At 59.3% G+C, this 26,837-nt stretch carries 27 protein-coding genes, 1 tRNA gene and 1 pseudogene; 21 read left to right on the forward strand and 8 right to left on the reverse strand.

The genetic code is table 11. The features are described from left to right. The 3 genes from ACYVG8_RS18765 to ACYVG8_RS18775 all read left to right on the forward strand — a co-directional run. The coding region (locus ACYVG8_RS18765; protein WP_460746575.1) for an RHS repeat-associated core domain-containing protein at positions 1–1,077 on the forward strand (1,077 nt) is incomplete at its 5' end. Positions 1,078–1,093: 16 nt separating this feature from the next. Continuing rightward, on the forward strand, positions 1,094–5,023 hold the full coding sequence (locus ACYVG8_RS18770) for an RHS repeat domain-containing protein (protein ID WP_460746576.1): 3,930 nt from the start codon (positions 1,094–1,096) through the stop codon (positions 5,021–5,023). Positions 5,024–5,026: 3 nt separating this feature from the next. Then, positions 5,027–5,311: a hypothetical protein gene (locus ACYVG8_RS18775; RefSeq protein ID WP_460746577.1), complete on the forward strand. Its 285-nt coding sequence runs from the start codon at positions 5,027–5,029 to the stop codon at positions 5,309–5,311. 54 nt (positions 5,312–5,365) lie between these two features. Here the strand turns inward: ACYVG8_RS18775 and ACYVG8_RS18780 are convergent, their stop codons facing one another. From ACYVG8_RS18780 to ACYVG8_RS18795, 4 genes are all read right to left on the reverse strand, one after another. Beyond that, positions 5,366–6,043 carry an OmpA family protein gene (locus ACYVG8_RS18780; protein ID WP_107888654.1) on the reverse strand — a complete coding sequence of 226 codons (678 nt, stop codon included), beginning with the start codon at positions 6,041–6,043 and terminating at the stop codon, positions 5,366–5,368. Positions 6,044–6,152: 109 nt separating this feature from the next. Then, entirely contained in the window at positions 6,153–8,063 is a 1,911-nt protein-coding gene (locus ACYVG8_RS18785; RefSeq protein ID WP_460746579.1) for an ATP-binding cassette domain-containing protein, read from the reverse strand. Positions 8,064–8,120: 57 nt separating this feature from the next. Continuing rightward, positions 8,121–8,720 carry an outer membrane lipoprotein chaperone LolA gene (gene lolA, locus ACYVG8_RS18790; protein ID WP_028500196.1) on the reverse strand — a complete coding sequence of 200 codons (600 nt, stop codon included), beginning with the start codon at positions 8,718–8,720 and terminating at the stop codon, positions 8,121–8,123. A 171-nt stretch (positions 8,721–8,891) separates the two neighbouring features. Then, positions 8,892–10,484, reverse strand: a complete 1,593-nt coding sequence (locus tag ACYVG8_RS18795) for an NAD+ synthase (protein WP_028500197.1) — start codon at positions 10,482–10,484, stop codon at positions 8,892–8,894. A 161-nt stretch (positions 10,485–10,645) separates the two neighbouring features. Between ACYVG8_RS18795 and ACYVG8_RS18800 the strand changes: the two genes are divergently transcribed. The 3 genes from ACYVG8_RS18800 to ACYVG8_RS18810 all read left to right on the forward strand — a co-directional run bounded on the left by ACYVG8_RS18800 (position 10,646) and on the right by ACYVG8_RS18810 (position 13,382). After that, positions 10,646–10,736, forward strand: a tRNA-Ser gene (locus ACYVG8_RS18800). A 135-nt stretch (positions 10,737–10,871) separates the two neighbouring features. Beyond that, complete coding sequence (locus tag ACYVG8_RS18805) at positions 10,872–11,648, forward strand: alpha/beta fold hydrolase (RefSeq protein ID WP_281660525.1); 777 nt, start codon at positions 10,872–10,874, stop codon at positions 11,646–11,648. Positions 11,649–11,948: 300 nt separating this feature from the next. Then, a complete protein-coding gene (locus ACYVG8_RS18810; protein ID WP_051529023.1) occupies positions 11,949–13,382 on the forward strand; it encodes a cation:proton antiporter in 1,434 nt (477 codons plus the stop codon). Positions 13,383–13,388: 6 nt separating this feature from the next. Here the strand turns inward: ACYVG8_RS18810 and ACYVG8_RS18815 are convergent, their stop codons facing one another. After that, positions 13,389–13,850: a winged helix-turn-helix domain-containing protein gene (locus ACYVG8_RS18815; protein WP_460746581.1), complete on the reverse strand. Its 462-nt coding sequence runs from the start codon at positions 13,848–13,850 to the stop codon at positions 13,389–13,391. A gap of 279 nt (positions 13,851–14,129) precedes the next feature. Here ACYVG8_RS18815 and ACYVG8_RS18820 point away from each other — a divergent pair, with 279 nt between their 5' ends. From ACYVG8_RS18820 to ACYVG8_RS18840, 5 genes are all read left to right on the forward strand, one after another. Continuing rightward, a complete protein-coding gene (locus ACYVG8_RS18820; protein WP_156952574.1) occupies positions 14,130–14,294 on the forward strand; it encodes a hypothetical protein in 165 nt (54 codons plus the stop codon). A gap of 3 nt (positions 14,295–14,297) precedes the next feature. Further along, on the forward strand, positions 14,298–14,477 hold the full coding sequence (locus ACYVG8_RS18825) for a hypothetical protein (RefSeq protein ID WP_028500198.1): 180 nt from the start codon (positions 14,298–14,300) through the stop codon (positions 14,475–14,477). Positions 14,478–14,510: 33 nt separating this feature from the next. Then, a complete protein-coding gene (locus tag ACYVG8_RS18830) occupies positions 14,511–15,347 on the forward strand; it encodes a hypothetical protein (protein WP_107888649.1) in 837 nt (278 codons plus the stop codon). Between the two features lie 116 nt (positions 15,348–15,463). Then, positions 15,464–15,979: a hypothetical protein gene (locus ACYVG8_RS18835; RefSeq protein ID WP_036386703.1), complete on the forward strand. Its 516-nt coding sequence runs from the start codon at positions 15,464–15,466 to the stop codon at positions 15,977–15,979. A gap of 65 nt (positions 15,980–16,044) precedes the next feature. After that, positions 16,045–16,290, forward strand: a complete 246-nt coding sequence (locus ACYVG8_RS18840) for a DUF3079 domain-containing protein (RefSeq protein WP_373280385.1) — start codon at positions 16,045–16,047, stop codon at positions 16,288–16,290. Positions 16,291–16,310: 20 nt separating this feature from the next. Here ACYVG8_RS18840 and ACYVG8_RS18845 read toward each other — a convergent pair whose 3' ends face one another. Continuing rightward, positions 16,311–16,742 carry a RidA family protein gene (locus ACYVG8_RS18845; protein ID WP_460746583.1) on the reverse strand — a complete coding sequence of 144 codons (432 nt, stop codon included), beginning with the start codon at positions 16,740–16,742 and terminating at the stop codon, positions 16,311–16,313. A 116-nt stretch (positions 16,743–16,858) separates the two neighbouring features. Here ACYVG8_RS18845 and ACYVG8_RS18850 point away from each other — a divergent pair. The 4 genes and pseudogenes from ACYVG8_RS18850 (at position 16,859) to ACYVG8_RS18865 (ending at position 18,882) form a co-directional block, all read left to right on the forward strand. After that, positions 16,859–17,566: pseudogene (locus ACYVG8_RS18850) on the forward strand (integrase core domain-containing protein). Positions 17,567–17,715: 149 nt separating this feature from the next. Continuing rightward, complete coding sequence (locus ACYVG8_RS18855) at positions 17,716–18,012, forward strand: hypothetical protein (RefSeq protein WP_460746584.1); 297 nt, start codon at positions 17,716–17,718, stop codon at positions 18,010–18,012. An 88-nt stretch (positions 18,013–18,100) separates the two neighbouring features. Beyond that, the gene (locus ACYVG8_RS18860; protein WP_460746585.1) at positions 18,101–18,400 is read left to right on the forward strand and encodes a hypothetical protein; all 300 of its coding nucleotides are present in this window, start codon (positions 18,101–18,103) and stop codon (positions 18,398–18,400) included. A gap of 287 nt (positions 18,401–18,687) precedes the next feature. Beyond that, positions 18,688–18,882, forward strand: a complete 195-nt coding sequence (locus ACYVG8_RS18865; protein WP_315385377.1) for a hypothetical protein — start codon at positions 18,688–18,690, stop codon at positions 18,880–18,882. A gap of 3 nt (positions 18,883–18,885) precedes the next feature. Here the strand turns inward: ACYVG8_RS18865 and ACYVG8_RS18870 are convergent, their stop codons facing one another. Continuing rightward, a complete protein-coding gene (locus tag ACYVG8_RS18870; RefSeq protein ID WP_028500204.1) occupies positions 18,886–20,133 on the reverse strand; it encodes a sigma-54 interaction domain-containing protein in 1,248 nt (415 codons plus the stop codon). 180 nt (positions 20,134–20,313) lie between these two features. On the opposite strand from ACYVG8_RS18870, the gene cydP reads away from it, so the two are divergent. The 6 genes from cydP to ACYVG8_RS18900 are packed head-to-tail and all read left to right on the forward strand — an operon-like array spanning position 20,314 to position 24,002. Next, positions 20,314–20,508 (forward strand): cytochrome oxidase putative small subunit CydP, encoded by a 195-nt coding sequence (gene cydP, locus ACYVG8_RS18875; RefSeq protein ID WP_460746587.1) that lies wholly within the window; start codon positions 20,314–20,316, stop codon positions 20,506–20,508. Then, positions 20,498–22,054 (forward strand): cytochrome ubiquinol oxidase subunit I, encoded by a 1,557-nt coding sequence (locus tag ACYVG8_RS18880; protein ID WP_107888645.1) that lies wholly within the window; start codon positions 20,498–20,500, stop codon positions 22,052–22,054. The genes cydP and ACYVG8_RS18880 overlap by 11 nt, the downstream gene beginning before the upstream one ends. Positions 22,055–22,065: 11 nt before the next feature. Continuing rightward, positions 22,066–23,205: a cytochrome d ubiquinol oxidase subunit II gene (gene cydB, locus ACYVG8_RS18885; protein ID WP_315385369.1), complete on the forward strand. Its 1,140-nt coding sequence runs from the start codon at positions 22,066–22,068 to the stop codon at positions 23,203–23,205. 9 nt (positions 23,206–23,214) lie between these two features. Beyond that, positions 23,215–23,580, forward strand: coding sequence for a NifB/NifX family molybdenum-iron cluster-binding protein (locus ACYVG8_RS18890; RefSeq protein ID WP_028500207.1), 366 nt, complete (start codon positions 23,215–23,217; stop codon positions 23,578–23,580). Positions 23,581–23,593: 13 nt separating this feature from the next. After that, positions 23,594–23,725 carry a cytochrome bd-I oxidase subunit CydX gene (cydX, locus tag ACYVG8_RS18895; RefSeq protein ID WP_036386708.1) on the forward strand — a complete coding sequence of 44 codons (132 nt, stop codon included), beginning with the start codon at positions 23,594–23,596 and terminating at the stop codon, positions 23,723–23,725. Continuing rightward, positions 23,718–24,002 (forward strand): cyd operon YbgE family protein, encoded by a 285-nt coding sequence (locus ACYVG8_RS18900; RefSeq protein WP_036386709.1) that lies wholly within the window; start codon positions 23,718–23,720, stop codon positions 24,000–24,002. The genes cydX and ACYVG8_RS18900 overlap by 8 nt, the downstream gene beginning before the upstream one ends. A gap of 58 nt (positions 24,003–24,060) precedes the next feature. Here the strand turns inward: ACYVG8_RS18900 and ACYVG8_RS18905 are convergent, their stop codons facing one another. Next, the gene (locus tag ACYVG8_RS18905) at positions 24,061–26,664 is read right to left on the reverse strand and encodes an EAL domain-containing protein (protein WP_051529025.1); all 2,604 of its coding nucleotides are present in this window, start codon (positions 26,662–26,664) and stop codon (positions 24,061–24,063) included. Positions 26,665–26,837: the final 173 nt, after the last annotated feature.

Below are 26,837 nucleotides of genomic sequence, written 5' to 3' on the forward strand. Positions count from 1 at the left end.
CCGCTGTCGGTGCGCTGGCGGGTGGCGGCGGGAGACGAGTGCAGCGCGGGCGGGCTGGCGCTGCTGCAGTATCCGGGTTACTGCGTGGACCGCAGCCGGCCGGCACGCGAGGCGCCGCCGCTGCCGTTTGCGCAGCAATACCGGGATGCAACATTGCAGCCGGTGCTGACCCAGCGTGGCGACGGCAACTACCGGCTGCAGCGGCCGTGCCCGTGGTATGTGGTCGGGCAGGACGAGAACGACAGTTATCAGGGGGAGAGCGAACCGGAGCCTGAGCCGGAGCCGGATCCTGAGCCCGAACCCGAACCGGACAGCGACGGCCTGCAGGCGCCGGCGGGGAACGGGGATACTCGTCCGGAGATCGGCATGTGGGGGGAATGTATAGAATGGACTGGCCCCCGCAGTCAGCAATATCACTTAAGTGGTGATCGGCGCAGCTATCACCCGGCGTGGCAGCGCTTTCTGAATATGGATCCATATAGTCCTGTGCGGGCTGGCTGGGATAACCCTTATACGTTTTGCAACAATGACCCTGTTAATGAACGCATCTCTGCGAGCGCCCGTTTCTGGAACTATTTCGGCGGGTTTCTGATGATTATTACGGGCATTGCCGTATTGATTGGTACCGCAGGTATTGCCGGGGTTTTCATGATTGGTGCGAGCATCATGGGGGGACTATTGTCGATTGCTTCTGGTGCGACCCAGATTGCAGCGACTGCGCTGATGGATAGCGATCCGAAAGCATCCGCCCGGCTTTCCGAAGCGACAATGGCACTGGCGTATATTGCGGGGGTCTTGCTGGTTCCGCCTACTGGCGGGGGAGGAATTTCTCCCCTGCGTGCGAAATTCAATATGCGGTTCAGAGGTGCAAAGTTGACTAAAACAGGCTCGGGGGCCTCTCCTCTCGTGGCTAAAATTTCCCAAAAAAGTCTGTCGCCTGCGTTGACGCAATCAGCGGGGGCTGCACACAGCAGCACAGGGGCACAACGCCTGGATATTTCTCTTGCTCCTGGCCGTGGATTTTTGCCTGATCCACAAGTGGTAGTGCTGAAAGGTATTTTCAGAATAGCTCAGTGATCACGTCGGGGGCGATATGCTTTTTTATTCGAATGCATTCAATTTGATTAACTGGTTTGAAAACGGTGTCGATTCCAGTACCCTGATGTATATCCAAAATATAATGCTGGCGAAAATCCACGCAAATTTTCTGAACGGCCCGAATGTGGATTTATATATCAGATTTAATCAATTTAGTGCTGTTGATTATGGGTTTGGCATCGGTTGGGAGCTTGGATTTTCCCGCGTTGACGAAGAAACGGGCGAGGATGGTAGTGTAATTAAAACCCTGGTTCTGTTAAATGGTGAACGCTATCGAATAACATCCAGTGCAGACGGTGACGTGAGCTTGCAGTACAAGCAAACGCTTGTTTTCAAAGTGGTGAAAAAAGGAGATGTCTATACGATATATAACAAAAATGGACTGGTTGAAACTGTTGATAATGGCAGAACAGTCAAGATAACAGACAGAAATGGTACCAGTATTTCTATTGTGTGGAATGAGGATGGCTCATTTTCAATCAATAACGATGATGGCTCGGCACTTGTCAAAACGTCTATCCTTAGTGATGAAAATAAAACAACGCATAGCGTAACCACTCCCAGAGGGACGATTGATTACGTGGTTCAGCCGCTGGATGGCAATTTAATGGCTTTAGCAGAAGTCAATGATACCAATCCAGATCGGCGGTTGTTTTCAATGGAATATTTATCTCATAATGATAAATATCTGGCAATCAAAAAATTCATATCGTCATTGAGCTTTTACCAATGTGAGAATATCAGTTATGAAAACTTGAAATGCCCGCCCGGGTTGAACGTGAACGTCCTGGGGGTCACTTCCGTCAATTCGTTTTTTTGTCAATTTATTCGGACTCCCATGTATTTGAATACAATATACCGTTTTGAAAGAAGCAATTATCTCGGTTACGGAGTTGTCGCGCAATGGAACCCTGATGCGGATAATATGGAAAAAATGGATGCCGCAATGACATTTATCAGTTCCGCTGAAATAAAAAATAGAAGAAAAATATGGAGATATTATAATAAATTTTACCTTGAGACAAAAACAGAACGCACCCCTGCACCCAAGAAACGTAGAAAGCATGATGAGTATGAGTACCAGCTAAATCTTGGTGAAGGCATTGCAGAGCAAGCCAGTACCTTCATGCTGCCTGTAAAGGTTTCTCAGGTTGTAACTATTGAAGGCGAGGACGGTGTAATAAAAACCATTCGTAAAGTATCAACGCACCGTTATGATGCCTTTTTCAATGAGACCCATGTAGCCAATGCAGAGGGACAGCTGCTGGATATTGTCTACTTTGATGCACAAGGCGAAAGCGATGGCGATGTCCTTCTTTGCCCTGCTGACCCGGATGGTTTTGTTAATTATATAAAAAGTAAAACACTCTCATCCTGTGCTGTCTCCAATGGGCCAGCCAAAAAAACATGGCAGTATACCTATGCACAGATTACGGGCTGTAGCCTGGTGCTTGTTTCAAGTGAAAAATTCTCAATAAATCATGATGGTGATCGGAAGCCGTCATCTTCTGTTTTGCATAAAATGGACTTTGAGTATCTTGATGCTGCTACTGATTGCCCTGGTCGGGTAAAAAAAGTTATTTCCAATATGGCGACGCTGAAGACAACATGTTATGGCTTGCCCGTCTTGACTTATATCCCTACCACGGAAAATTTTACTTATCTGGTCGACAATGAAAGCAATACGGAAATCATCTCAAGAAATTTAACCGGATTTGATGGGAACGCAACGACGCGCTCTATCAAGAGAAACGGGAAAACAGCAGATATTTTAGAGTCGAGTGATGAGAATGGCGTAAAAACAGTCTACGCTTATAACTCAATTGGTGATGTTGTCAAGTCGGTCTATGCTGCGGGTTCGCTGTATGAAATTACCGAAGTAGTAGTTTATGACCCGGATGATTCAACGATAGTCGTGGCCTCGACAGGGAAGAAGTACAAGGAGATAAGAAAATTCAACGCGGCAGGAAATGTGATACGGGAACAGGTATCCATAACGGATGCTGTTCAGGAAGAGAAAATATTTTTATTGGCAGCCTATCATTATAACATGCTGGGGCAGCTGGCAAGCAGCATTGAGTATGATTACACGGATGATAATGGCTTTATTGTAAAAAAAACGTATTCCTTGTGGAATGTGTATGATGAATTAACCAGCCGAACCTATCCGGGGCAGCGTGTTGACACTTACGTTTATGATGAGGACCTTGATCTGGAGTCAAGTGGGACAATTGCGGTCAGTCACCAGCCTGGCGATGTTAAAACGATAGATTTTTCAAATGAATTTGGAAAACTTTTAAAGAAAGTCCAGTATTGTATTGGGGAAAAAACGCCAGATGCTACGGACGTATTTTCTTATGATGCATTCTGGAACGTCAGAAGGCATGAGCAGAGCGACAAACTGCCTGTTGAATATACGTACGATGGATTTGATCGGCAGATCACTCAAAAAAAATCTACTGTCCAGACTAAAGTCACTACATATGCAGCTCATAGTCGATCCTTGCTGGTCTGCCGCGTGGAAATCAATGGTGTCGTGACTGGCGAGAAAACTTACGATGGGCTGGACAGGATTGTGCGTACAAAAATCGGGGCGGCGGTCTCCGACTATACCTATGCTGGTTCGGCCCTTTATGACAAACCAGGCAGTATTGTGACTCAAGGTGGCTGGATTACTGCTTATGAATACATTGCTGAAATTGGAAAAACAAGCCGTCGTACAAAACGCAGGAATGCACCTGGCAGTCCAATACGCACTATGCGGACCTTCAGTTACAATGCTTCCAGCTGGCTTTTGGAAAAATCGACTAACACCTTGTACAAAAACATTGGTGTAGTAAAGCAAACGGTGTTTTCGCAAGAATTTTCATATGACAAATTTAATAATGTGGCTGGAGAAAAAGCAGAATGGGGAGATTCCATATATGGGGGATACCAGGAAACAATTAAATCATCGCCCCGTGGACTGCCCTATTATGTAATGATGAAGCTATACGACGGAAATGTGATTATTAAATATAATGTGTACAACCAGGACGGAGAGTTGGCATCGGCTTACTATCATTTGAATGACGTGATGTTGTCTCGCTCTTCCATTGAAAGAAATAACTATCATGACATTGCGAGAATAAACAGCTCCGTATTGCTGGGTGGTGATATCTATACCGATTTGTATCAATATAAAGAATATTATAAAAAATATAATCTTGTCAGGGAAATTGGGTATGGTGAGAAATTCGAAAAGAAAAATTTCCCGGTGCTGGTTTGTAAAAGCGTATATGACAAACAGCGCAGATTGGAAAGGATGGATTTCACATACTCGGCAACAAGCACATACTCATGGAATGAAAGATATAGCTATACGCCATTTGCTTCTACTCTCCGGCGTTGGAAAAGAGTGGGGGATATGGTTTATTATGATCAATATGATAAGAAAGTTACGGATCAGAAATTTACTTATGATGCATTCGACAATATTTCTCAAGTCATATCGAATATAGAAGGTGTCACAAATACCAGCACATATACGCATGAAAATACCTATCAGTTAAAGCAAATAAAAAATGTTAATGCGCTAGAAGAGTTGGGTATTCCTGAAACTATTGATTTCACTTCAGATCTGGATGGCAATACCTTGAGTCAGCGTTATAAAATCAAGGGTAAACAAAAATTGACAGAATATTTCTATGATGGCGAAGATGAGGCGTTCAGAACAAGAGTGATCGTCGGAAACAAAGTGAGTCAACGCCATTATTTCTATGACCCCACAGGGAGGCAGGTACGCCATGCCCAGGAAAGCGAGGGGTTTGTCGGAGAAATTTTCTACCTTTTTCATGGTGAAGAGGTCATGCTGTCACTGAGGGCACCATCTTATTCTGATAAAAATTTCTCCGGCTTTACCCTTTTTCACCGAATAGAAGGCTAGGTCATGTTTCTGACTGTTTATACTGGCAGTCGTGAGGAAATAAAAGTATGTCCTTGTTTCGACATGCCGAATGGTAATCTGATTGTGCAGGGAACGCCGTTTATCAGCCTGGCTGGTCGCGACAAAAAAAGCAACAAACCGATATATCATGCCTATTACGAGATGGATATCAATGGGCAGAATGCATACGGTTTGGCGTACCGCTTGAAGAAAAATATCCTGACCCTGCGTGGCGCATCACCCATAGCGCCAGGCATCAAGCCGCAAAAGGTGTTACCGGACCATTAGGCACAGGTTTGCGTTGTTGTCGGTGCACGGCGGGCGAGGCCCGCCGTCTGAAGCTTACTTTGCGTCTGCGGTCGGCTGGATCAGGATGTCGACCCGGCGGTTCATGGCCCGGCCCTGGGCCGTGTCGTTGCCGGCGCGCGGATTGGCCTTGCCCATGCCCACCGTGCTGATCCGGCTGGCGGCGATACCCTTGCCGGTCAGATAGCTTTTCACCGCACTGGCGCGTTGCTGCGACAGCTTCAGGTTGTAGGCGTCGCTGCCGACGTTGTCGGTGTAGCCGGTGATTTTCAGCGTGGTCTTGTCATACTCGCCGAGTACCTGCGCCACCTTGTTCATGGCCGGATAGAACGCCGGCTTCACTTTCGACGAGTTGAAGGCAAAAGTGGCTTCCTCGTTCATGGTCACGACCAGGCTCTTGTCCGGGCGCTGCTGGAGTTCCATCTGGCCGCTGGAGATTTCCTGGCGCATGGACTCTTCCATCTTGGCCTTTTGCCGGTCCATGTAGTAGCCGGTGCCGGCACCGATCGCCGCACCGGCAGCAGCGCCGATCAGCGCACCCTTGGTGCTGTCGCCGATCAGGACGCCGGCCGCCGCGCCGCCGAGGGTGCCGATGATGGCGCCCATGCCGGTATTGCTCATGCCGCCCGGATTCTGCTGGCCGGGCTGGGTCGCGCAGCCGGCGACGCTGAATGCCACGCCGGTTGCAATCGCCGCAAGGGTTGTTCTTTTCATGCCGATACCTCCGTGATGGACAAACTGGGCGGGCCGGCTGCAGGCTGCGCAGCCGGCCTACTCCTTCGTGGTAGTCCTTCCCGGGCGACTTGCCAAATGCGGCGTCCGCTCAGTCGGCGGCGTCGATGGCCTCGATGTCGGACTGCACGGCCAGCCAGTCCTCTTCGACCTGCTCCAGCCGGGTGGCCAGTTCGCCCTGGCGCTTGATCGCCGCCGCCAGCTCGTTGCGCTTGTCGGCACCGTACATGGATTCGTCGGCGATCAGCGCGTCCAGTATGGCCTTTTCTGCATGCAGGCGGTCGAGTTCCTGTTCCAGCTTGCCCAGCCGCGACAGCAGCGGCTTTTTCTGGGCCGATTTGCGCTGGCGCGATTCGGCCTCCTGGCGCTTCTGGGTCTTGCGGTCGACTTCCGGCATGTCACTGGCTGCCGCGCGATCGGTGACACTGTCCTGCTGCTGGGTCAGCCGGTAACGCCGGTAGTCGTCGAGATCGCCATCGAACGGCGTCACGCTGCCATGCTCCACCAGCCAGTACTGGTCAGTCGTCGACGACAGCAGCGAGCGATCGTGCGACACCACGATCACGGCACCGTTGTAGTCCTGCATCGCCAGCGTCAGTGCGGCGCGCATGTCCAGGTCCAGGTGGTTGGTCGGTTCGTCGAGCAGCAACAGGTTGGGTTTTTGCCAGACGATCAGCGCCAGCGCCAGACGGGACTTTTCCCCGCCGGACATCGGTCCGACCGGGGCCAGTGCCGCGTCGCCACGGAAGTCGAAGCCGCCGAGGAAGTCGCGCAGCTCCTGTTCGCGCACCGTTGGCGACAGCCGCTGCACATGCCAGATCGGCGATTCGTCAGCACGCAGCGTTTCCAGCTGGTGCTGGGCAAAGTAGCCGATGCGCAGGTCGCGGGCCGGGGTCAGCGTGCCGCTCAGCGGCGCATGTTCACCGGCCAGCAGTTTGATCAGCGTCGACTTGCCGGCGCCGTTCGGGCCGAGCAGGCCGATACGGGCGCCAGCCTGAATGTTCAGGTTCAGATGGGACAGGATGGCGGTGTCGCCATAGCCGGCCGAGGCGCGCTCGGTCACCAGCAGCGGATTCGGGCTGTGGGTCGGCGAATCGAACGTGAAGTTGAACGGCGAATCGGCATGCGCGGCCGCGACGCGTTCCAGCTTCTCCAGTGCCTTGACCCGGCTCTGCGCCTGCTTGGCCTTGCTGGCCTTGGCCTTGAAACGGCGAATGAAGTTTTCCAGGTGGGCAATGGTGGCCTGCTGCTTGTCGAAGGCGACCTGCTGCTGGGCCAGTTGCTCGGCGCGCTGGGTTTCGAAGTCGGTATAGCCGCCGGTGTACAGCGTGATGCTGCCGCGGGCGACTTCGGCGATATGGCTGACCACGGCATCGAGGAATTCGCGGTCGTGCGAGATCAGCAGCAGCGTGCCCGGATAGGCTGCCAGCCACTGTTCGAGCCACAGCACGGCTTCGAGGTCCAGGTGGTTGGTCGGTTCGTCGAGCAGCAGCAGGTCGGAACGGCACATCAGTGCCTGGGCCAGGTTCAGCCGCATGCGCCAGCCGCCGGAGAACGACGAGACCGGGCGTGCCTGCTTTTCTTCCGAGAAGCCGAGGCCGGCCAGCAGTTTGGCGGCGCGTGCCGGTGCCGAATAGGCATCGATACGCGCCAGTTCGCCGTGCAGATGGCCGATTTTCGTGCCGTCGTGGGCGTCCTCGGCCTGGCGCAGCGCCGCTTCGAGTTCGCGCAGCTCGCGGTCGCCGTCCAGCGTGTATTCGAGCGCCGAGCTGGTCAGGGCCGGGGTTTCCTGTGCCACATGGGCGACGGTCCAGCCGCGCGGGTAGTCGCAGTCGCCCTGTTCCTGATGCAGTTGTTTCAGCATCAGCCCGAACAGGCTGGATTTGCCGGTGCCGTTGCTGCCGACCACGCCGACACGCCAGCCGGGGTGGATGGTCAGGTTGACGTTGGAGAACAGCTCTTTGAGGCCGCGGCGGAGGGTCAGGTTTTTAAGTTGGATCATGAATGGTCTGGTAAGGGCGATGCCGGCTGTATCGGCGCGGGCATCGCATTGGGCACATCAGTCGCCGACCACATCCACGCCCTTGGGCGGGGTGAAGCGGAAGTGCGACGGATCGAGCTTGGGATTTTTCTGCAGGTTGGAGAATTCCAGCGTGGTGGTCTGGCCGAAGCTGTCGGCGAGCACCATCCGCACCAGATTGCCGTCCCGGAAGCCCATGCGTACCGCGTTGAAGGTGCCTTCGCGCTTCGGCGTGGCCGACAGCCAGTCAAGGCCGTTTTCCACGCCGAGGTTCTTGAGCGTGTAATCGCGTTCGATCTCGTTGCTGCCGGCCAGCAGGGCGGCCGGGCTCGAACCGAGTGCGTCGTCGAGTTTCTTGGTGGTGACCTGGGCCAGGTCCTGGTCATACACCCACAGGCGCTTGCCGTCGCCGACGATCAGCTGGGCATAGGGCCTGGTGTAGCTCCAGCGGAACTTGCCCGGGCGGGACAGTTCCATGCTGCCGCTCGCGGTCTGGGTCTGGCGACCGGTGACAACCTGGCTGAAGCTGGCTTTCATCGAGCGGGTTTCACCGACAAAGCGTTTGAGCTGGGCGATGCCGTCGGCGTGAGCGGCCAGCGGGGCGAGCGCGATCAGCGCGGTGACGAGCAGTTTTTTCATGAGGGCGATTCTCCTGACAAGTCGGGGCGCGGGTCGGGCCCGCGCGACGAACGCCATGGCAACGGATCGGCTTTGTGCCTGCCTGTCACAGGGCGGGCAGGGCGCCGGATCACGGGGACAGATAAAAGGGAAGCGGGCCGGCGGATTGTCTTCCCGCCGGCCCGTGCTTCATCAACTGAAGCGGTTGGTGATCGGGTAGCGCCAGTCCTTGCCGAAGGCGCGGTGGGTGATGCGCGGACCGATCGGTGCCTGGCGGCGCTTGTACTCGTTGATCTTCAGCAGCCGGGTCACCTTGTCCACATCGGTGGCCTGGTAGCCGAGATCGACGATGTCCTCGAGGCTGCGGTTCATTTCCACATATTCGGCCATGATGGCGTCGAGCACGTCATACGGCGGCAGGCTGTCCTGGTCGAGCTGGTCGGGCCGCAGTTCGGCCGACGGGGCGCGGTCGATAATGCGGCGCGGAATGACTTCGCCCTGCAGGTTGCGCCACTCGGCCAGTTCGTACACCAGCGTCTTGGCGACGTCGCGCAGCACGGCAAAACCGCCGGCCATGTCGCCATACAGCGTGGCGTAGCCAGTGGTCATCTCCGACTTGTTGCCGGTGGTCAGCACCAGCTTGCCGCTCTTGTTCGACAGTGCCATCAGCAGCACGCCGCGAATGCGCGACTGCAGGTTTTCCTCGGTGGCGTCGGCCGGGCGGTCGCCGAACAGCGGCGTCAGGGCGGCCATGAACGACTCGTACATCGGCCAGATGGCGATCTCGTCATACTTGATGCCGAGGCGTCTGACCATATCGCGGCTGTCGTCGACGCTGATGTCGGCGGTGTAGCGCGACGGCATCATCACCGCGTGCACGCGGTCGGCGCCAAGTGCATCGACGGCAATCGCCAGCGTGAGTGCCGAGTCGATGCCGCCGGACAGGCCCAGCAGCACGCCGGGGAAACCGTTCTTGCCGATATAGTCGCGCACGCCGAGCACCAGCGCACGGTAGGCGGCCTCGACCGGGTCCGGCAGCGGCGTGATGTCGGCCGGCCGGAAGTCGCCGTTCTCGACATCGAGATAGGCGAGCCGTTCGGCAAATTGCGGCAGTTGCGCGGCGATGGTGCCATCGCGGGCGACGGCGAACGAGCCGCCGTCGAAAATCAGTTCGTCCTGTCCGCCGATCAGGTTCACATAGGCGACCGGCAGGCCGGTTTCCTCGACCCGCCAGCGGCATTCCTGTGTGCGGACCACCGTTTTCTCGCGATGGAACGGCGACGCATTCAGCACCACCAGCACGTCGGCACCGGCATCCTGCGCGGCGGCGGCCGGCTCCGGCCCCCAGATATCCTCGCAGATCAGCACGCCGACCTTGCTGTCGCCCTGGGTGAACACCAGCGGCGCCGCACCGGGCGAGAAGTAGCGCACTTCATCGAACACTTCCTCGTTCGGCAGCCGCATCTTGTGGTATTCGCCGAGGATGTTGCCGTCGCGGATCACCGTGGCGGCATTGAAACGCTCGTTGCCATGCTGGACCGGATGGCCGATCACCAGCGTGATGCCGTCGATTTCCATCAGCTTGTCGAGCGCCACATGCACCGCCTGGTAGAACGCGGGACGCAGCAGCAGGTCCTCGGGGCTGTAGCCGGTCAGCGCCAGTTCCGGCGTAACCAGTACATCGGCGCCGGCGTCGCGGGCGGTGCGGGCCAGGCCGGCAATCTTTTCTGCATTGCCGGCGATATCGCCGACGATGGGGTTGAATTGGGCAAGTGCGAGACGCATTGCAATCTTTAAGTGGTATCAGCGGAACATGTGATTCTATCCACTTGCCAGCGCTTGGCTAGGCCTTTCGACCGTTGCCGTCGCGTCGTGATGCGCGACAGGCGGCAAAGATGGCTTGCCGAAGCGGTCGCGACCTGCTTATAATCCGCGCCTCATCTCGCGGAGAGGTGGATGAGTGGTTTAAGTCGCACGCCTGGAAAGCGTGTTCAGGGTAATACCCTGACGGGGGTTCGAATCCCCCTCTCTCCGCCACGTATTGTCAAAAAAGCCCTGATTTTTCAGGGCTTTTTTGTTTTTCCGGCCTGGCTGCATGCCATGTTTGCAGGTGCCCGGATGCAGGTAAACTGCCCTGATGCAATCAATACGGCATTCAGGGGAGGCAACAGCATGGCAACTTTCAACCACCAGGACGGCCACCACGTCGAGACAGACGGCGCGCGCATCTACTACGAAGAGCAGGGCGACCGGCATGGCCCCGCGCTGGTTTTTCTCCATGGTGGTTTCGGTGACATCGAGACCTTCAATGCCATCACGCCCCAGCTGGGCAAGCGCTGGCGGCTGATCGGCATCGACAGTCGCGGTCAGGGCAAATCCACGCTTGGCGGGGCAGCCCTGAGCTACAAGCGTCTCCAGCAGGATGTGGAAGCCGTAATCCGGCACCTGGGTCTGGACCGCGTCAGCATCATCGGCCACAGCGATGGCGGTATCGCCGCCCTGCGGCTGGCCGCCAGCCGGACAGTCGGGGTCGACAAGCTCGTCACGATCGGCGCGCACTGGGCCCTGGGCGCAGACGATCCGGCGCGTGACATGTATGCCGGCATCACGGCCAAGAGCTGGCGCGAGATGTTCCCGCACAGCTACGACAGCTATCAGAAACTGAACCCGGAGCCGGACTTCGAGCGCTTGACGGCTGCGCTGCAGAGTCTGTGGCTTGACTCGGGCGAAGACGGCTATCCGAATGAAGCCGTGCGCGACATCACCGCTGCCTTGCTGGTGGTTCGTGGCGACGAAGACCAGCTTGTCTCGCGTGCCAATGCGGTTGAACTCGCCGACCGGGTACCGGGCGCAAAGCTGCTGAACATCCCGTTTGCCGATCATTCGACCCATGAGGATCAGCCCGGCTGGCTGCTTGCCGTTCTCGATGCGTTCCTGCACGACCGGTAAGCCGGCAGGGTACGGCGCCAGTTGAATGCGGACGGCGCCGTTGTCGCCGGACGTGTTCACTGCGCAATAACCCTTATGGATACATGGAAAAGCGACACCAAGATGCACAAATGAATATATGGCAATGTTCTGCCTGAATGCGGATGCTATGATCCGGCGCGCCACAAGGATGAAGAAACCTGCCTGCTTCAGGATATAAAAATCAGACCAATGGTTTTTATATCCTGGTGAGTGCACCCGGAATTGGTGGATGGGTTTCTGCCAGTAAAAATACCGAATGCATTTTAGCGGAAAAACCGTGTGAAAAAAACACTGCTCCATATTCTGACCTACGGCCTGATTCTGTCTGCAGCGCTGGTCATACTGTTCTTCATTCTCTCCCTTGGTTCCGGGGGAAGTCCGGTTCTCCTGCAAAACAGCAGTGACCAGGGCGGCTGGCTGGATATTGCGCCCCAGGTGCTGATCCAGCATGCGCATCAGCCACTGGTCGGCCTGCTGATTCAAATCCTGTCGATCCTGATCCTGTCCCGCGCCTGCGCCTGGGTGGTCAGGCTGTTCGGGCAGCCGCGCGTGATTGGCGAGATGATTGCCGGCATTCTGCTCGGCAAATCGGTATTGGCATTATTGTGGCCTGCCGGCTATGACTTCCTCTTTCCGGAAGCATCGATGCCGCAGCTGTATTTCTTCAGCCAGATCGGGCTTATCTTCTTCATGTTTATCGTCGGGCTGGAGTTGCGTCTGTCCAGTCTGAAAAGAAGCGCTTCGGCTGCCGTGGTCATTTCGCACGCCAGCATTCTGCTGCCCTTCCTGCTGGGGGTCTTGCTGGCGCTCGGCCTGTACCGGCAATATTGCCCGCCCGGCATCGCGTTTTCTTCCTTTGCCCTGTTCATGGGCATCGCCATGAGCATTACCGCGTTTCCCGTCCTGGCCCGGATCATTCAGGAGAAGCAGCTGTCCGGCACCTCGCTCGGTTCGATGGCGATTGCCTGCGCCGCGATCGATGACGTGACGGCCTGGTGCCTGCTGGCCGCCGTGCTCGGGCTGGTCAAGGCCGGGTCGATGAAATCGGCCGTCGTGGTGCTGATCATGGCTGTCATCTATGTGCTGTTCATGGTCAAGGTCATCCGGCCGCTGGCGCAGCGGGTGCTCCGTCATGCGACGGTGGACGGAAAGACCACCAGCAGTCAGCTGGCCTTCATTTTCGCCATTGGTCTGGGCTCGGCCCTGGTATCGGAAGTGATCGGCATCCACGCCCTGTTCGGGGCGTTCCTGGCCGGCGCCATCATGCCGCACCAGCTGACGCTGCGGATCAACCTGTGCGCCAAGATCGAACACCTGACCACCGTGGTCCTGCTGCCGATCTTCTTTACCTATACCGGCATCCGGGTGCAGATCGGGCTGCTGGACAACTGGCAGGCGTGGCAGCACTGCGCGGCCATCATTGCCGTGGCCACGGTCGGGAAGATGGTCGGCGCGGCGGTTGCGGCGCGAAGCAAGGGCATCAAGTGGCGTGACGCATGGGCGCTGGGCGCCCTGATGAACACTCGTGGCCTGATGGAGCTGGTGGTTTTGAATATCGGCTACGATATCGGCATCCTGTCGCCGCAGATTTTCGCCATGCTGGTGGTGATGGCGCTGGTGACCACCTTCATGACCGGCCCGCTGCTGGCCCTGATCCTGCCCGGCCTGCGCCAGAAGCAGCGCAGCCATCCATACGAGATGCAGGCTTCGTGAGCGGTTTCACCTCGGCAGAAACCGCAGCCCGACTCCCGGCTCGGTCAGGATATAGCGCGGATCGCCCAGCTTCTGCCTGAGCTTGCCGACCAGAATGCGCAGGTAGTGGGCATCGTCCTCGTGTGTGGGGCCCCATAGCGTGCGCAGCAGGCAGGACTGGGTCAGCAGACGGCCGGGCTGTTGCGCCAGCAGGGCCAGCAGGGAGAACTCCTTGCGGGTCAGCGAAAGCGGCTGCCCCTGACGCCGGACCTGATGACGCGAAAAATCAATACTGAGTACGCCATCGTCGTAAACCGCCGTTGCCTCGCCCTCGATGCCGATATCGTCCAGGCAGGCCTGGACCCGGGCCGCGACTTCCGCGATATCGCACGGTGCGCGGGGTGTGCCGGTGACCGTTACCGTCTGCCCGGGGGGAACGGTCACGACAATGCGCAGCGGGGGAGGAAAGGGGTCAGGATCTGGACTCACGTCGGTGGTTCTCCGGGCGGGACACCCGTGTGTATCAAGGGTAAAAGTCGCTGCGCACCATTCTTTCCTGCTGGATATAAAATTGCTGTTCAGATAATGCCGGGAAATATAAATATGCTGTAAATAAAGACAGTTATTGTCGCTGACGCCGCACTCTGTCCAGTTAACGGCAGGGTGCCGGTAATAACCAGCGTGGCAGTGCAGAATTTACGTTAATTTTACGCCGCGGCATTTTCCTGTGGGCTATGGTGCTGGCATGAGAGTGGCTGAGACGTTCTGATGCACACCGTTATCAAGGATGTGGTTTTTATTACCCTGGCCGTGGCGGTTTTTGTGCTGGTGTTTCGCTGTGCGCGACAGGCTGTTGTCAGTCTGACGCTGTGGCACCAGCGGCGAGGCGCCGGCAAACCCGTCGATAACGTGCTGTCGGCGCGCGGGGAGTGAGCCATGGACACCGAACTCCTGCACGCGCTGGCAGCCTTGCTGGTGGTTGTGGTGCCGCTGGCACTGGTCGGGATTCTTGTCTGCCGGACCGCGGCTGCCGCCAGACCGAAATCGGCACCGGTCATGCCACACGGCAAGCGCAAGCCGCAGACAGACCCAGAAACACCGGGGCCCGGCGTATGATCTGAAGAATCTGGTACTAGCGGACCTTTCTTCATGAGTCTCGTCACCTATCTCGGCAAGCAGATCCTCGGCGTTCTCAGCGCCTACCGGCAGGATGATGTCGTTATTCATATCTGTGGCGTGTACCCGCAGCACGACAATCGCCTGCGGCTGTTCTTTCCGCACGGGCATGCGCTGCAGCAGGGCGATCTGGCCACGATTCACCTGGACAACCGTACCGGGGTCGACGAGTTCGACTCGTCGATTCGCGTCTATCGGGCGTCCTACAAGGGGCGGGTGCAGGCCGTGGATGGCGACTGGGCCGTGCTTGAACCGCGCGAATGCATGCTGCTGCACGGTTTTACCGCCGTAGAGAACCTGCGTGAGCCCGGTTATGACTACCCGGCCGATCCGCGTCCGGAGCGGCCGGTGCCGCTGAGCACGCTGGCCAGCCTGCCGCCGATCGCCGGGCGCGACCGCGAGAACAAGGTCGGGGTGCTCATCACCCTCGCGCCGGAACAGCCGCACACGACCGTGCTTGCCTTCCTGTCTACCGAGAACGATGACGTCTTCCTGATCACTTTCCCGGAAACCTTCAAATCCAGACAGTTGAAGCGCAACCCGCACTGCTTCTTCGTGATGGACGAGCGCGCGACCTTTACCTTCGAGCGCGCGATCGAGTGGAACTACACCATCATCGAGGGCCAGGCCAGCCTGGTACCGAACGGCAGCGCCGTGTTCGAGGAAATCCGCCAGGCGTTTATCGACAAGAACCCGTGGGAGATGCCGTTCTTCATTCGCGAAGACCTCGAGATGTACCACATCCGCTGCGAGCGGCTGCTGTGCCCGGGGCGCCCTGCCGCACAGGCAAAAATTGCCGACGGGCGGTAAAAACCGGTCATGCAGTATGTGATTTTGCTGCGATCCATGCCGGCTGACGGGGAATCCGGGCTGGCATGAATCCTGCTGTTTCAGTGGCTGAAACGTTTACTGACAAAGGGATTCGCATGTCGAATATTCGTGAAGCCAGCCTGAGCAATGTCCTCGACGCCGTCTCGTCGTCGACCAGGAAAAAAACCGATACGGCAGCCGCCGACTGGAACGCGGCGCTGGTTGCCGCGTTCGCCGGCCTGGGGGCGACGGCCCAGAACACCACCACCGCTGCTGCTGGCAGCAGCGCGGCCGTCAGCGCCGCCGGGGCTGCCGGAGCCGTACCGTCGGCGACGACCGGCAAGAGCACCAGCGAGAGCTTCCTTGAGTACATGGCGATGTCGCCGCGCGAAAAGGTCATGGCGCGGATACTGGCCCAGCTCGGCATTTCCAAGGAAGAGTACGAGGCCATGCCGCCGGAAGAAAAGGCAAAGGTCGCAGCGAAGATCGAAGAGCTGATGAAGAAGCAGGCCGAGCTGCAGGGCGGGGGCGACGATGCCGCCAGCACCGAAGAAGCGGCGGCCAGACTGAACGCCAGCATGATCAGCAAGTACAGCGACGGCGAGAAGCTCTGGCTCAATCTGCAGGCCTGACCCGTTGCGGCTTGACCCGCGTCATGTCGCCAGTCCCGGTCATGACGCTAATCTGAAGGCAGTGCATGGCACTGCCTTCAGACGTTAATGGGGCCGGCATGGCAAAAAAATTCCCGCTTAACCCGAAACACCCGGAGCGAATCTGCTGGGGGTGTGACAAATACTGCCCGGTCGATTCCCTCCAGTGCGGCAACGGCTCCGGCCGTACCCAGCACCCGGCCGAGGTCATCGGCGAAGACTGGTATCTGTGGGGCGACTGGGGGCTGGATATTCCCGACGAGCTGCAAAAGCCCGCCGACGATCCCGCCTGAGCCCTGCGACCGGGGCCGGCTCAGGCCGACGGCGCCAGCACGGCGGTGGCCTCGATCTCGAACAGCATGCCGTCAAGCGCCAGCCGTGGCACCGGGATCAGTGTGCATGCCGGCATTGGCGCGCCATCCCATAGCGCCGTCAACACCCGGCCGAACACCTGCAGCCGTTCCTGCGAATGGTCGACGATCAGCACCGTCAGCCTGGCCACATCGCGCGGGCCGGCGCCGGCTGCCCGCAATGCCGTTTCCAGATTGGCCAGCGCCTGCCTGACCTGCTGCCCGAAATCGGGGGAGAGCGTGCCCTGCGCGTCTTCGCCGCCCTGACCGGCAACATGGACCAGCCGGGCCGGTCCATCGACGATGGCCAGATGGGAGTAACCGTTCGGGCGCGGATCATACAGCCCTTCCGGGTTGAGGAAAGTCAGTTGCGGAGCGGGGGTTGCAGTCGTCATCGGATGGCACCTGTGAGGGAAGAGTGGTCTACCGTAGCGCCTCAAGCGGACTTGAGGTCAAGACGGCAAGGGCACATTGACCTCCTCCCGAAAAACCGTAGCGGAGAGAAGTAGAGATTTCTGGCAAAGCGGAGTTGGGCACCACGGTCGCGGAGGTCTGCCGCAAGATGGGCATCTCCGAGGCCACCTTCTGCAACTGGAAGAAGAAATACGGCGGCCTCGGCGTCAGCGAACTGCGCCGCTTGAAGCAGCTGGAAGAAGAGAATGCCCGGCTCAAGCGCATGGTGGCTGACCTGAGCCTGGACAAGCAGATGCTGCAGGAAGTCATCCAGAAAAAGCTGTGAAGCCGGCTCGCAAACGCGAGCTGGCCAACTTCCTGATCAACGCGTACCGCGTCAGCATTCGCCGCGCCACCGCTGTCGTTCAGCAGCGGCCGTCTCCTAAGCCGCGGACGTAGTCGCGACGATGCGGCATGTGCAAGCCTTGCGCGGGACGCCGCAGCGGATTCAGGTCGACAACGGCAGTGAATTCATTTCGGTGGCGCTGGATCAATGGGCGTACGAACAAGGCGTCACGCTGGACTTCTCGCGGCCGGGGAAACCCGCGGATAATGTCTTCATCGAGTCGTTCAACGGCAGTCTGCGGGATGAGTGCCTGAACGTGCATTGGTTTTTGCCGCTGGCTGACGCGCGTGACAAGATCGAGCGTTGGCGCAGGATTACAACGAACTCACGCCGCACAGTTCGCTGGGCGACCGGTCTCCCGGCGAGTTCCGGCTAGCCCATCCAGAAGCCGGAAATCTCCAGTTTAGACCGCTCGGTTAGTCGGGGGGAGGTCAAGAAACCAGCAGACAAAAAGAACTGTTGCTACGGATTTCCCATTAAAGCATTTCATGAGGTAGATATGGTGGAAATTAATTGCGCATGCGTTATGGGTGGGGGGGGAGTTCCATCCTTCTTCGATTGCGAGGCATATGTTGTCGACAGATGATTTTTCCGCACACTCTGCCGGTGAGATTGCCACTGAAGGATATCATAAAGGAAAGCCTTACCCTTTGGGGAGGATGATGTTGGATGCTTCTCCAGAAAGGATAGTGGAGTTCATTGAAACTATTGGCGATCTGAAAAAAATAGGTGTTGAATATGTCGATGTGTGCTTAAATGTTGCATACAATAAAGAGTGTGTGTTTGATCTGAGCCCAGATCTTGCAGCAAGGTTTGCACGGTTGAATATTATATTAGGAGTGACATGTTATGAGCTTGATGAGTAATGTTTGACAGCAAAAAATTTGACGCTTGGTTTTTACGCGCCAGTTATGGCATCAGAAGGCAAAAATGTACATAATGAATTGCATATGCGTGATAAGTGGCGAACAATTATCTCCTGAAGCATTAAATCAATACCTGCATCCAGATGAGCGTGTTGCATTCTATCCTTTTGGTGAAGTTACTGTTCGTGTGGACTATCCTCTTGCCAGCATTGTTGTCTCTGGCGAATTTGAACGTATTTTTGAAATTGCCAGTCAAATTGAAGTAAATGAGAAACAGAATATGAAATGCACGAGTTTTCTGCTAAATGTAGTTTATAAAAATCAGTGCAATATGGAATTTCGCCCAAATGAACTGAAGCATATTGCTGATATTAACTTGCCGTTGTGATTTATATGCAGGTCGGATGACGATGCAGAATATGAATGGCCGCCTGAGTACAGTTAAAAATAGCTTGGGATGCTGGTTGTACGGGTGTTAAATATTTAATAATATCTGATTTTATATTTTGCGATTAACCTGTCACTTTTATTGCGCTTTTTGCAAAACTGAATCAAATTATCACGCAGCATTTTGCGTAGAAATAACGGAAAGAAACCATCCCCGAAACCCTCTGCCTCACCACCGGCCTCATCGCCAGCCTGCTGACCTTCACCCTCAGTCACGGACGCCGGCGGTTGTGGCTGCTGCTGGCGCCGTACCCGGTCGCCGCTGCGCTGTTCGCCATGTTGACCGTCTGGGGGCCGCCCTATGCCGGGCTGCTGGTGCTGTTCGTCGGCGTTGCCACAGCCGTCGGGCATCTTGCCGGCATGCTGCTGGCCTTGCTGGGTGGCTGGCTGTGGCGTCGTGCCGGTCCGCCGGACGCCCGCTGAGCATTACGGCTGTGCTGCCTGCTTCAGCCGCCGGTACAGCGTGCGTTCGCTGATGCCCAGTGCTCGCGCCTGTTCGCTGCGCTTCAGCCCGGCGGCGGGCGGAGGCGGGGTGTCGCTGTCGCGGCGGGGGCCGGGTGCGGATGACAGCGCTTCCTCGATCAGGGCCTCGTCGATCAGCCCGTTGCCGCTCAGCAGACAGCAGCGGGTGGCGATATTGCGCAGTTCGCGGATATTGCCGGGGAAGGCATGGCTGGTCAGCCGTGCCAGTGCCGCCGGGCTGAAGCGGCAGTCCGGGTGGCTGCGGGCGAGCAGGGCTTCCGCCAGCAGCGGGATGTCTTCACGCCGCTCGGACAGGGGCGGCAGGTACAGCGGGAACGTGGACAGCCGGTAGTACAGGTCGGCGCGGAAGCGGCCTTCCTCGACCCGGCGGGCCAGCAGGTGGTGGGTGGCGGACACGATGCGGACATCGGCGCGCCGCCACTCGGTCGAGCCGAGCCGGCGGTAGGTGCCGGTTTCCAGCAGCCGCAGCAGTTTGGACTGCATGGCCAGCGGCATGTCGCCGATCTCGTCGAGGAACAGCGTGCCGCCATTCGCGGCTTCCACCAGCCCGGTCTGGCGCAGCACTGCGCCGGTAAACGCGCCTTTCTCGTGGCCGAACAGCTCGCTGTCGATCAGGTTCTCCGGCAGGCCGGTACAGTCGACGGTGACAAACGGTTTCTCTGCCCGCCGGCTGGCTGCGTGCAGCGCTTTGGCGACCAGTTCCTTGCCGGTGCCGGAAGCGCCCTGCAGCAGCACGGTTTCATCGCTCGGTGCGACCCGGGCCAGGCGTTCCAGCATGTGCCGGAAGGCGGGCGAGCGGCCGATCAGGCCGTCGCCCTGGATATCGCGTCCGGCCGCCAGCGGCGACATGCGTTCGACAAAGTAGCGGTAGCCGCCATCGTCGCCCGGGATCGGGGTCAGGGCGATGTCGACGTATTCCTCGCCGCGCGGCGTGTGGTGCAGGTGGACCACGCGTTCGCGCTTGCCGCTGGCCAGGCTGTCGGAGAGCGGACAGCTTTCGCCGCAGCGGTTGCAGGGCCGTGGATAGTGGTGGGACACCTCGTAACAGAAGCGCCCCCTGACATCGCGACCATCACCGAAGCGGTCGAGATAGGCGCGGTTGGCATGCACGATGCGATAGCCGGCGTCGCACACGATATGCGGATCGGGCAGGGCGTCGATAAAGGCCAGCAGTGCGGTCGGGTCGGGCATGGGCGGCTTTCTGTCAGTGAATCACTGCCATTTTCTGCCATTGCCGCCACTGTGTCATGACACGGTGGCGGGCGGCGCAGCGCAAAAATTTGCAAGTTGATGATTTGCAAACGGTTTATGTAATCCGGGCGGCTGGCACGGTTATTGATATGGATGTCATTCGACAAGAAGGAGATCCGGATGACTGCGCCACCCCCGCGCCTGCTGCGCGACATCGTGATCGTGCTCGTGCTGAAGGTCATGGCGATCGTGCTGCTGTGGTACCTGTTCGTTGATGATCAGCGCGTCGAGGTGGATGCCGCGACCACGGCGCGGCAATTCGCGCCGGTTTCTCCTTCCGGGCACAGACAACAAGGAGAAATACATGCCAATTGATAGTGTGGTCGACCTGTCCCGGCTGCAGTTTGCCGCGACGGCGATGTACCATTTTCTGTTCGTGCCACTGACGCTGGGCATGGTCTGGATGCTGGTCATCATGGAGTCCGTCCATGTGATGACCGGCCAGGTGGTCTATCGCGACATGACGCGCTTCTGGGGCAAGCTGTTCGGCATCAACTTTGCACTGGGCGTTACGACCGGCATCACGCTGGAATTCCAGTTCGGGACCAACTGGGCCTACTACTCGCACTACGTCGGTGACATTTTCGGCGCACCGCTGGCAATCGAGGGCCTGATGGCCTTCTTCCTCGAATCGACCTTTATCGGTCTGTTCTTCTTTGGCTGGGACCGGCTGTCGCGCAAGCAGCACCTGCTGGTGACCATTCTGATGGCGGTGGGGACCAATCTGTCCGCGCTGTGGATTCTGATCGCCAACGGCTGGATGCAGAACCCGGTCGGCGCCGAGTTCAGTTATGAAACCATGCGCATGGAAATGACCGATTTCTGGGCCGTGGTATTCAACCCGGATGCCCAGGCCAAGTTCGTCCATACCGTGTCTGCCGGCTATGTGACCGGCGCCATGTTCGTGCTGTCGATATCGAGCTGGTACCTGCTGCGCAAGCGCGACGTCGAATTCGCCAGGAAGAGCTTTCGCATTGCCGCCGCGTTCGGCTTCGCCTCGGTGTGCTCGGTGATCGTGCTGGGTGACGAGTCCGGCTATACCGTCGGTGAGGCGCAGCAGACCAAGCTGGCGGCGATGGAAGCCATGTGGCACACCGAGCCGGCGCCGGCATCGTTCAACCTGATCGCCTGGCCGAACCAGGCCGAGATGAAGAATGACTGGGCGATCGAGATTCCCTGGGTGATGGGGCTGATCGGCACCCGCTCGGTCGACCGGGAGATCCCGGGCATCCACGAGATCGTCGCCCGGAACCGGCAGCGCATCGACTCCGGCATCGTGGCCGTCAAGGCGCTGGAAACCCTGCGCGCCGACCGTGGCAATGCGGCGGCGCTGGCGGCGTTCGACGCCCACAAGGCCGATCTCGGCTTCGGTCTGCTGCTGAAAAAATACACCGATGATGTCGGTGCCGCGACGCCGGCCATGCGTGATGCCGCTGCGCGCGACACCATTCCGGGCGTGGCGCCGCTGTTCTGGAGTTTCCGCCTGATGGTGGCGCTGGGCTTCTGGATGCTGGCGCTGTTCTCCGCTGCGCTGTGGTACTCGGTCAAGGGCTGCTTTGCCGAGCGCCGCTGGTTGCTGAAGGCGGCGCTGTGGAGCCTGCCGATGCCGTGGTTCGCCTGCGAAGTCGGCTGGCTGGTGGCCGAGTACGGGCGGCAGCCGTGGACCATCTACGGCGTGCTGCCGACCCGGCTGTCGGTGTCGACGCTGTCGGTCGGTTCGCTGTACGGCTCGCTGGCCGGCTTTATCGGCTTCTACACCGTGCTGCTGGTGATCGAGGTGTTCCTGATGCAGCGCTTTGCGCGCCAGGGGCCGGGCAGCCTGGGCACCGGCCGCTACGCCAATGAAGCCACCGCGCACTGAGGAGAACGGACATGATCGATTACCCGACACTGAAACTCATCTGGTGGCTGCTGGTTGGCGTGCTGCTGATCGGCTTTGCCGTCATGGACGGCCATGACATGGGCGTGGGCACGCTGTTGCCCTTCGTCGGTCGCGACGACGTCGAACGGCGCGTGGTCATCAATACCGTTGGCCCGCACTGGGACGGCAACCAGGTGTGGTTCATCACCGCCGGCGGGGCGATCTTCGCCGCCTGGCCGCTGGTCTACGCCACGGCGTTCTCCGGTTTCTACTGGGCAATGCTGGTGGTGCTGTGGGCGCTGTTCTTCCGGCCGGTCGGCTTCGACTACCGCAGCAAGATCCGCGATCCGCGCTGGCGCTCGACCTGGGACTGGGGCCTGTTCATCGGTGGTTTTGTGCCGCCGCTGATCTTCGGTGTGGCATTCGGCAACCTGCTGCAGGGGGTGCCGTTCCGCTTCGACGCCAATCTGGTGTCGTACTACGAGGGGTCGTTCTGGGGTCTGCTCAATCCGTTCGCGCTGTTGTGCGGGGTGGTATCGAGTGCGATGGTGACCTTCCATGGCGCGGTCTACCTGATGCACCGCACCGAGGGCGACATCCAGCGCCGCGCGCGCACCTGGGCCACCGTGACCGGCCTGCTGACACTGGCCGCCTTCACGCTGGCCGGCGTCTGGCTGGCTTATGGCATCGACGGCTATGTGATTACCTCGGCGATCAATGCCGCCGCCCAGCCGGACCCGCTGACCAAAACCGTGGTGCGTGCGCCGGGAGCATGGCTGGCCAACTACCGGCTGTACCCGTCGACCCTGCTGGTGCCGTTGCTGGCCTATGCCGGCTTTGGCCTGGCGCTGCTGCTGGCGCGGCGCGGCCTGACCTTCGCCGCCTTCTGGGCGTCGGCGGTCGGCCTGGCCGGTGTGATCGGCACCGCCGGCGTATCGATGTTCCCGTTCGTGATGCCGTCCAGCCTGGACCTGGCATCCAGCCTGACGGTGTGGGACAGCGTGTCCAGCCAGCGGACGCTCGGCGTGATGCTGGTGGCGACGCTGATCTTCATGCCGACCATCATCGTCTATACGCGCTGGGCCTACAGCGTGATGCGCGGCAAGGTCACCGCCGCCTATGTGCGCGAGCACGATCACAGTGCCTACTGAGGAGGCGGAATGCACATTGCCCTGACCTGCCAGAACCGCCGGACGCTCAGCGCCCATGCCGGCCGCTGCCGTCACTTTCTGCTCACTGACGGAGAGCGCTTCCGGTCGGTGGAACTGGATATCAGCCAGACCCTGCGCGAGAGCATGCAGGGCGGGGACTGGTCATCGCATCCGCTCGCGGGCATCGAGGTGCTGATCACGGCCGGAGTGGGGGCCGGGCTGGTGCAGGGCCTGGCCCGCCACGGCATCCGGACCGTGATCAGTGCGCAGTCGCTGCCTGCCAGTGCGCTGGCCGAGTGGCTTGCCGACCCGCAGGGCCGGGCGGCAGGCCATCCCGAATCCATCGGCGGTGGCGGTAGCCACTGCCACTTCTGAAGGAGAATTCGTCATGTGGTATTTCGCCTGGACACTCGGCATCGGTTTTGCCGTGCTGCTCGCCATTCTCAATGCGATGTGGGGGGAGTACGAGGACGCACGCCAGGCGTCGCTGGCCCCGGCTTCGGCAAGTGACGATGACTGAACATGCCGATGCGCCGTCGGCGCCGGAACCCGGCATGCAGCTGCCGCTGTTGCTGCTGGCCGTGTCGATCATGCTGGTGACGGTGGCTTGTCCCGCCCTGCTGGCCGATCACGACGGCCGCGCCGACCATGTGGCCGCGCTGCTGGTGTTCTGGTCGATGAGCGCGGGGTTTGTGCGCGGCGTCGGTTTCGTCCCCCAGGCGAGACTGCCGCGCTGGCTGCTGGGCACGACGGCGTCGATCACGGCGCTGCTGTTGGCAGTATGGCGTCTGCTGTAGCGGACTGCTCCGAGGTTGGCCCGGCCATGATTCCATCTGGCCGGGCTTTTTTTGCCCGCTACGCCGCCGATGGCTGACGGGCCGCTGTCAGGGCTTCCCGTTCGCTGATCCACGCTTCCAGCTGTTCCGGCGGCAGCGGGCGGGCCAGCAGGTAGCCCTGCACGATCTGGCAGCCGTGTTCTTCGAGAAAGCGGCGCTGGTACTCGGTTTCCACCCCTTCGGCGACCAGGGTCAGGTTCAGACCGGTGCCGATGCGGATCACGCCGGATGCCAGCGTGCGGGCGCGCGCGCTTTCTTCCAGCTGGTGAATAAAGCCCCGGTCGATCTTCAGCTCGTCGATGGCCAGCTGACCGAGCTGGCTGAGACTGGAATAGCCGGTCCCGAAATCATCCATGGCCAGCTGGATGCCCAGCGCACGGATGGCGGCCAGGGTGGCCCGGGTTTCCGAGCGGGTATCCAGCATGGCCCCTTCGGTCAGTTCCAGCCGCAGGTCGCAGGCCGACAGTCCGTGGCGGCGCAGGGTGTCGCTGACCAGCTCGACCAGCTTGATGCTGCGGAAGTGCCGTGGCGACAGATTGACCGAGACCGACGGCACGGGCAGACGCAGGCGACGCCAGTGCGACAACTGGCTGCAGGCCTCGTCCAGCGCCCATTCGCCCAGTGCGTCGCCGAGCCCGCATTCCTCTGCCAGCGGCACGAATTGCGCCGGCGAAATGGTCCCGTGGGCCGGATGCTGCCAGCGCGCCAGCGCTTCCACCCCGTACAGCGAGCCATCGCCGAGCCGGACCTGGGGCTGGTAGTGCAGGGTCAGCTGGCGGGTGCTGATGGCCACGCGCAGTGCGGTTTCCAGCGTCAGCCGGTCCTGGGCACGGCGGTTCAGGTCATGACTGAAGAAGCGGAAGGTGCCGCGTCCGGCCGATTTGGCCTGGTACATGGCCATGTCGGCATGCTTGAACAGGGTGTCGATATCGTCGCCATCATGCGGAAACAGGCTGATGCCGATGCTGACCGACGTCGTGATGGTATGGTCGTCGATACGGACCGGTTCGACCATGCAGGCCAGCAGGCGCTCAACCTCGCTGCCGGCCCGTTCGGCGCCGCAGTCGGGCAGGACCAGCACGAACTCGTCACCGCCGAAGCGGCCGAGAATCCAGTCCTGTTGCGCGTGCTGTTTCAGCCGCTGGGCGACGACCTGCAGCAGGCGATCGCCGATCGGGTGGCCCAGCGAGTCGTTGATGTGCTTGAAGCGGTCCAGATCGAGAAACAGGAACGCCATCTGCGAGCCGCGTTCACGGGTCCGGGCAATGGCCTGATCCAGTTTCTCGCGCAGGAACCAGCGGTTCGGCAGGCCGGTCAGTTCGTCGTACAGCGCCAGGGTCAGGATGCGTGCATTGGCTTCCTCGCGCTCCAGCGCCAGCGCGTACAGGTAGACGCAGGCATCGATGATGCGATGCTGGAACTGCGAAGGCCGCGCCTGCTTGCGGTAGTACAGGGCGAAGGTGCCGACCACCCGTCCGTCGCGCGCCTTGATCGGAATCGACCAGCATGCCTGCAGCCCCAGCGGCAGGGCCAGGTGCTTGTAATCGGCCCACAGCGGATCGGTGTCGATCTGCGACACGATGACCGGGGTGCCACGAAAGGCGGCCGTGCCGCAGGAGCCGACATTCGGGCCGATCGGCAGACCGTCGAGCAGTTGTATATAGCTGTCCGGCAGGCTGGGTGCGGCCAGCGGGCGGATACAGCCTTCCTTGTCGATGCGTACCACCGAGGCGATCACGTCCGGTGCAATGCGCTCGACCTGCAGGCAGATGCGCTCGGCCACTTCGCTGACCGGCAGCCCGCAGGCCACGGCTTCCAGGATGCTGTCCTGCAGCAGCTGCAGTTGCTTGGTTTCCGAAATATTGGTCAGTACCGAGATCGAATGCTGCAGGCGGCCATCCTTGCCGATGGTCGGATTGACCACGGTCGAGACCCAGGTGGCATCGCCCTGCTTGCCGTACAGCAGCAGTTCTTCATAGATGCTCTCCGGGCGCAGGGCAGCCTGACTGACCCGTTCCAGCGTTTCCCGGTCGGTTTCCGGGCCGGCGAGCACATGGGCCGGCCGCTTGCCGCGCACTTCTTCCAGCTGGTAGCCGAACAGCGTGGTGAAACCGCGGTTCACGAACTGGATCTGCATGTTCCCGTCGCAGATGATGACCGCGTTGTCGGTTTCATGGGCAACCAGGGACAGCAGGTGACGTTCTTCGCGCAGTTGCACGTCGGCACTGACGTCGCGGATGAAAGCGGTATAGGTGATTTTCTTGCCGAGCCGGACCTTGGACAGCGACATGCTGCCCCAGAACGTGGAGCCGTCCTTGCGTTCGATGCGGATTTCGCGCCGGGTGCCGACAATGCGGTCGACACCGGTATCCCGGTTGCGGTTGATCAGCGAATCGTGGACCGGGCGGATGTCGGACGGTACCAGCAGACTGACGTTCCGGCCCAGCACCTCGTCGCGACGGTAACCCCAAAGCTTTTCAGCCGCCGCGTTGAAGAAGGTGATCCGGTTTCGGCTGTCAATGCTGACCACGGCATCGATGGCCTGCGCCAGCGCCTGCAGTTCGGCCGAGGCCAGGGCGCCGCGCCTGAGCTTGCCTGCCAGTTTGACTAAGGGGGTGAACACGTTTGCGTCTCCGGGACCGAGCTTGTCTGTTCGTTATTTCGGCCTGCGTGACAGGCCCCGTGTCGAAGGGGAGGGCGTTCCTTCGCGATCGGGCCTGCTGTCCGGGCCGGTGCGTCTCTGCCCATGCACATCATATCGACATTTGCTATCTGGGTATTTAGCGATATTTGTTA

This window comes from Microvirgula curvata (assembly GCF_054781615.1).

Coding starts and splice junctions, on each gene's coding strand:
- ACYVG8_RS18880 (WP_107888645.1), top strand. CDS start 20,498: ATGCCAATTGATAGTGTGGTCGACCTGTCCCGGCTGCAGTTTGCCGCG.
- ACYVG8_RS18785 (WP_460746579.1), bottom strand. CDS start 8,063: ATGATCCAACTTAAAAACCTGACCCTCCGCCGCGGCCTCAAAGAGCTG.
- ACYVG8_RS18780 (WP_107888654.1), bottom strand. CDS start 6,043: ATGAAAAGAACAACCCTTGCGGCGATTGCAACCGGCGTGGCATTCAGC.
- ACYVG8_RS18870 (WP_028500204.1), bottom strand. CDS start 20,133: ATGCCCGACCCGACCGCACTGCTGGCCTTTATCGACGCCCTGCCCGAT.
- lolA (WP_028500196.1), bottom strand. CDS start 8,720: ATGAAAAAACTGCTCGTCACCGCGCTGATCGCGCTCGCCCCGCTGGCC.
- ACYVG8_RS18890 (WP_028500207.1), top strand. CDS start 23,215: ATGCACATTGCCCTGACCTGCCAGAACCGCCGGACGCTCAGCGCCCAT.
- ACYVG8_RS18840 (WP_373280385.1), top strand. CDS start 16,045: ATGGCACTGCCTTCAGACGTTAATGGGGCCGGCATGGCAAAAAAATTC.
- ACYVG8_RS18770 (WP_460746576.1), top strand. CDS start 1,094: ATGCTTTTTTATTCGAATGCATTCAATTTGATTAACTGGTTTGAAAAC.
- cydB (WP_315385369.1), top strand. CDS start 22,066: ATGATCGATTACCCGACACTGAAACTCATCTGGTGGCTGCTGGTTGGC.
- ACYVG8_RS18825 (WP_028500198.1), top strand. CDS start 14,298: ATGGACACCGAACTCCTGCACGCGCTGGCAGCCTTGCTGGTGGTTGTG.
- ACYVG8_RS18845 (WP_460746583.1), bottom strand. CDS start 16,742: ATGACGACTGCAACCCCCGCTCCGCAACTGACTTTCCTCAACCCGGAA.
- ACYVG8_RS18795 (WP_028500197.1), bottom strand. CDS start 10,484: ATGCGTCTCGCACTTGCCCAATTCAACCCCATCGTCGGCGATATCGCC.
- ACYVG8_RS18830 (WP_107888649.1), top strand. CDS start 14,511: ATGAGTCTCGTCACCTATCTCGGCAAGCAGATCCTCGGCGTTCTCAGC.
- ACYVG8_RS18900 (WP_036386709.1), top strand. CDS start 23,718: ATGACTGAACATGCCGATGCGCCGTCGGCGCCGGAACCCGGCATGCAG.
- ACYVG8_RS18820 (WP_156952574.1), top strand. CDS start 14,130: ATGCACACCGTTATCAAGGATGTGGTTTTTATTACCCTGGCCGTGGCG.
- ACYVG8_RS18855 (WP_460746584.1), top strand. CDS start 17,716: ATGTTGTCGACAGATGATTTTTCCGCACACTCTGCCGGTGAGATTGCC.
- cydP (WP_460746587.1), top strand. CDS start 20,314: ATGACTGCGCCACCCCCGCGCCTGCTGCGCGACATCGTGATCGTGCTC.
- cydX (WP_036386708.1), top strand. CDS start 23,594: ATGTGGTATTTCGCCTGGACACTCGGCATCGGTTTTGCCGTGCTGCTC.
- ACYVG8_RS18775 (WP_460746577.1), top strand. CDS start 5,027: ATGTTTCTGACTGTTTATACTGGCAGTCGTGAGGAAATAAAAGTATGT.
- ACYVG8_RS18835 (WP_036386703.1), top strand. CDS start 15,464: ATGTCGAATATTCGTGAAGCCAGCCTGAGCAATGTCCTCGACGCCGTC.
- ACYVG8_RS18805 (WP_281660525.1), top strand. CDS start 10,872: ATGGCAACTTTCAACCACCAGGACGGCCACCACGTCGAGACAGACGGC.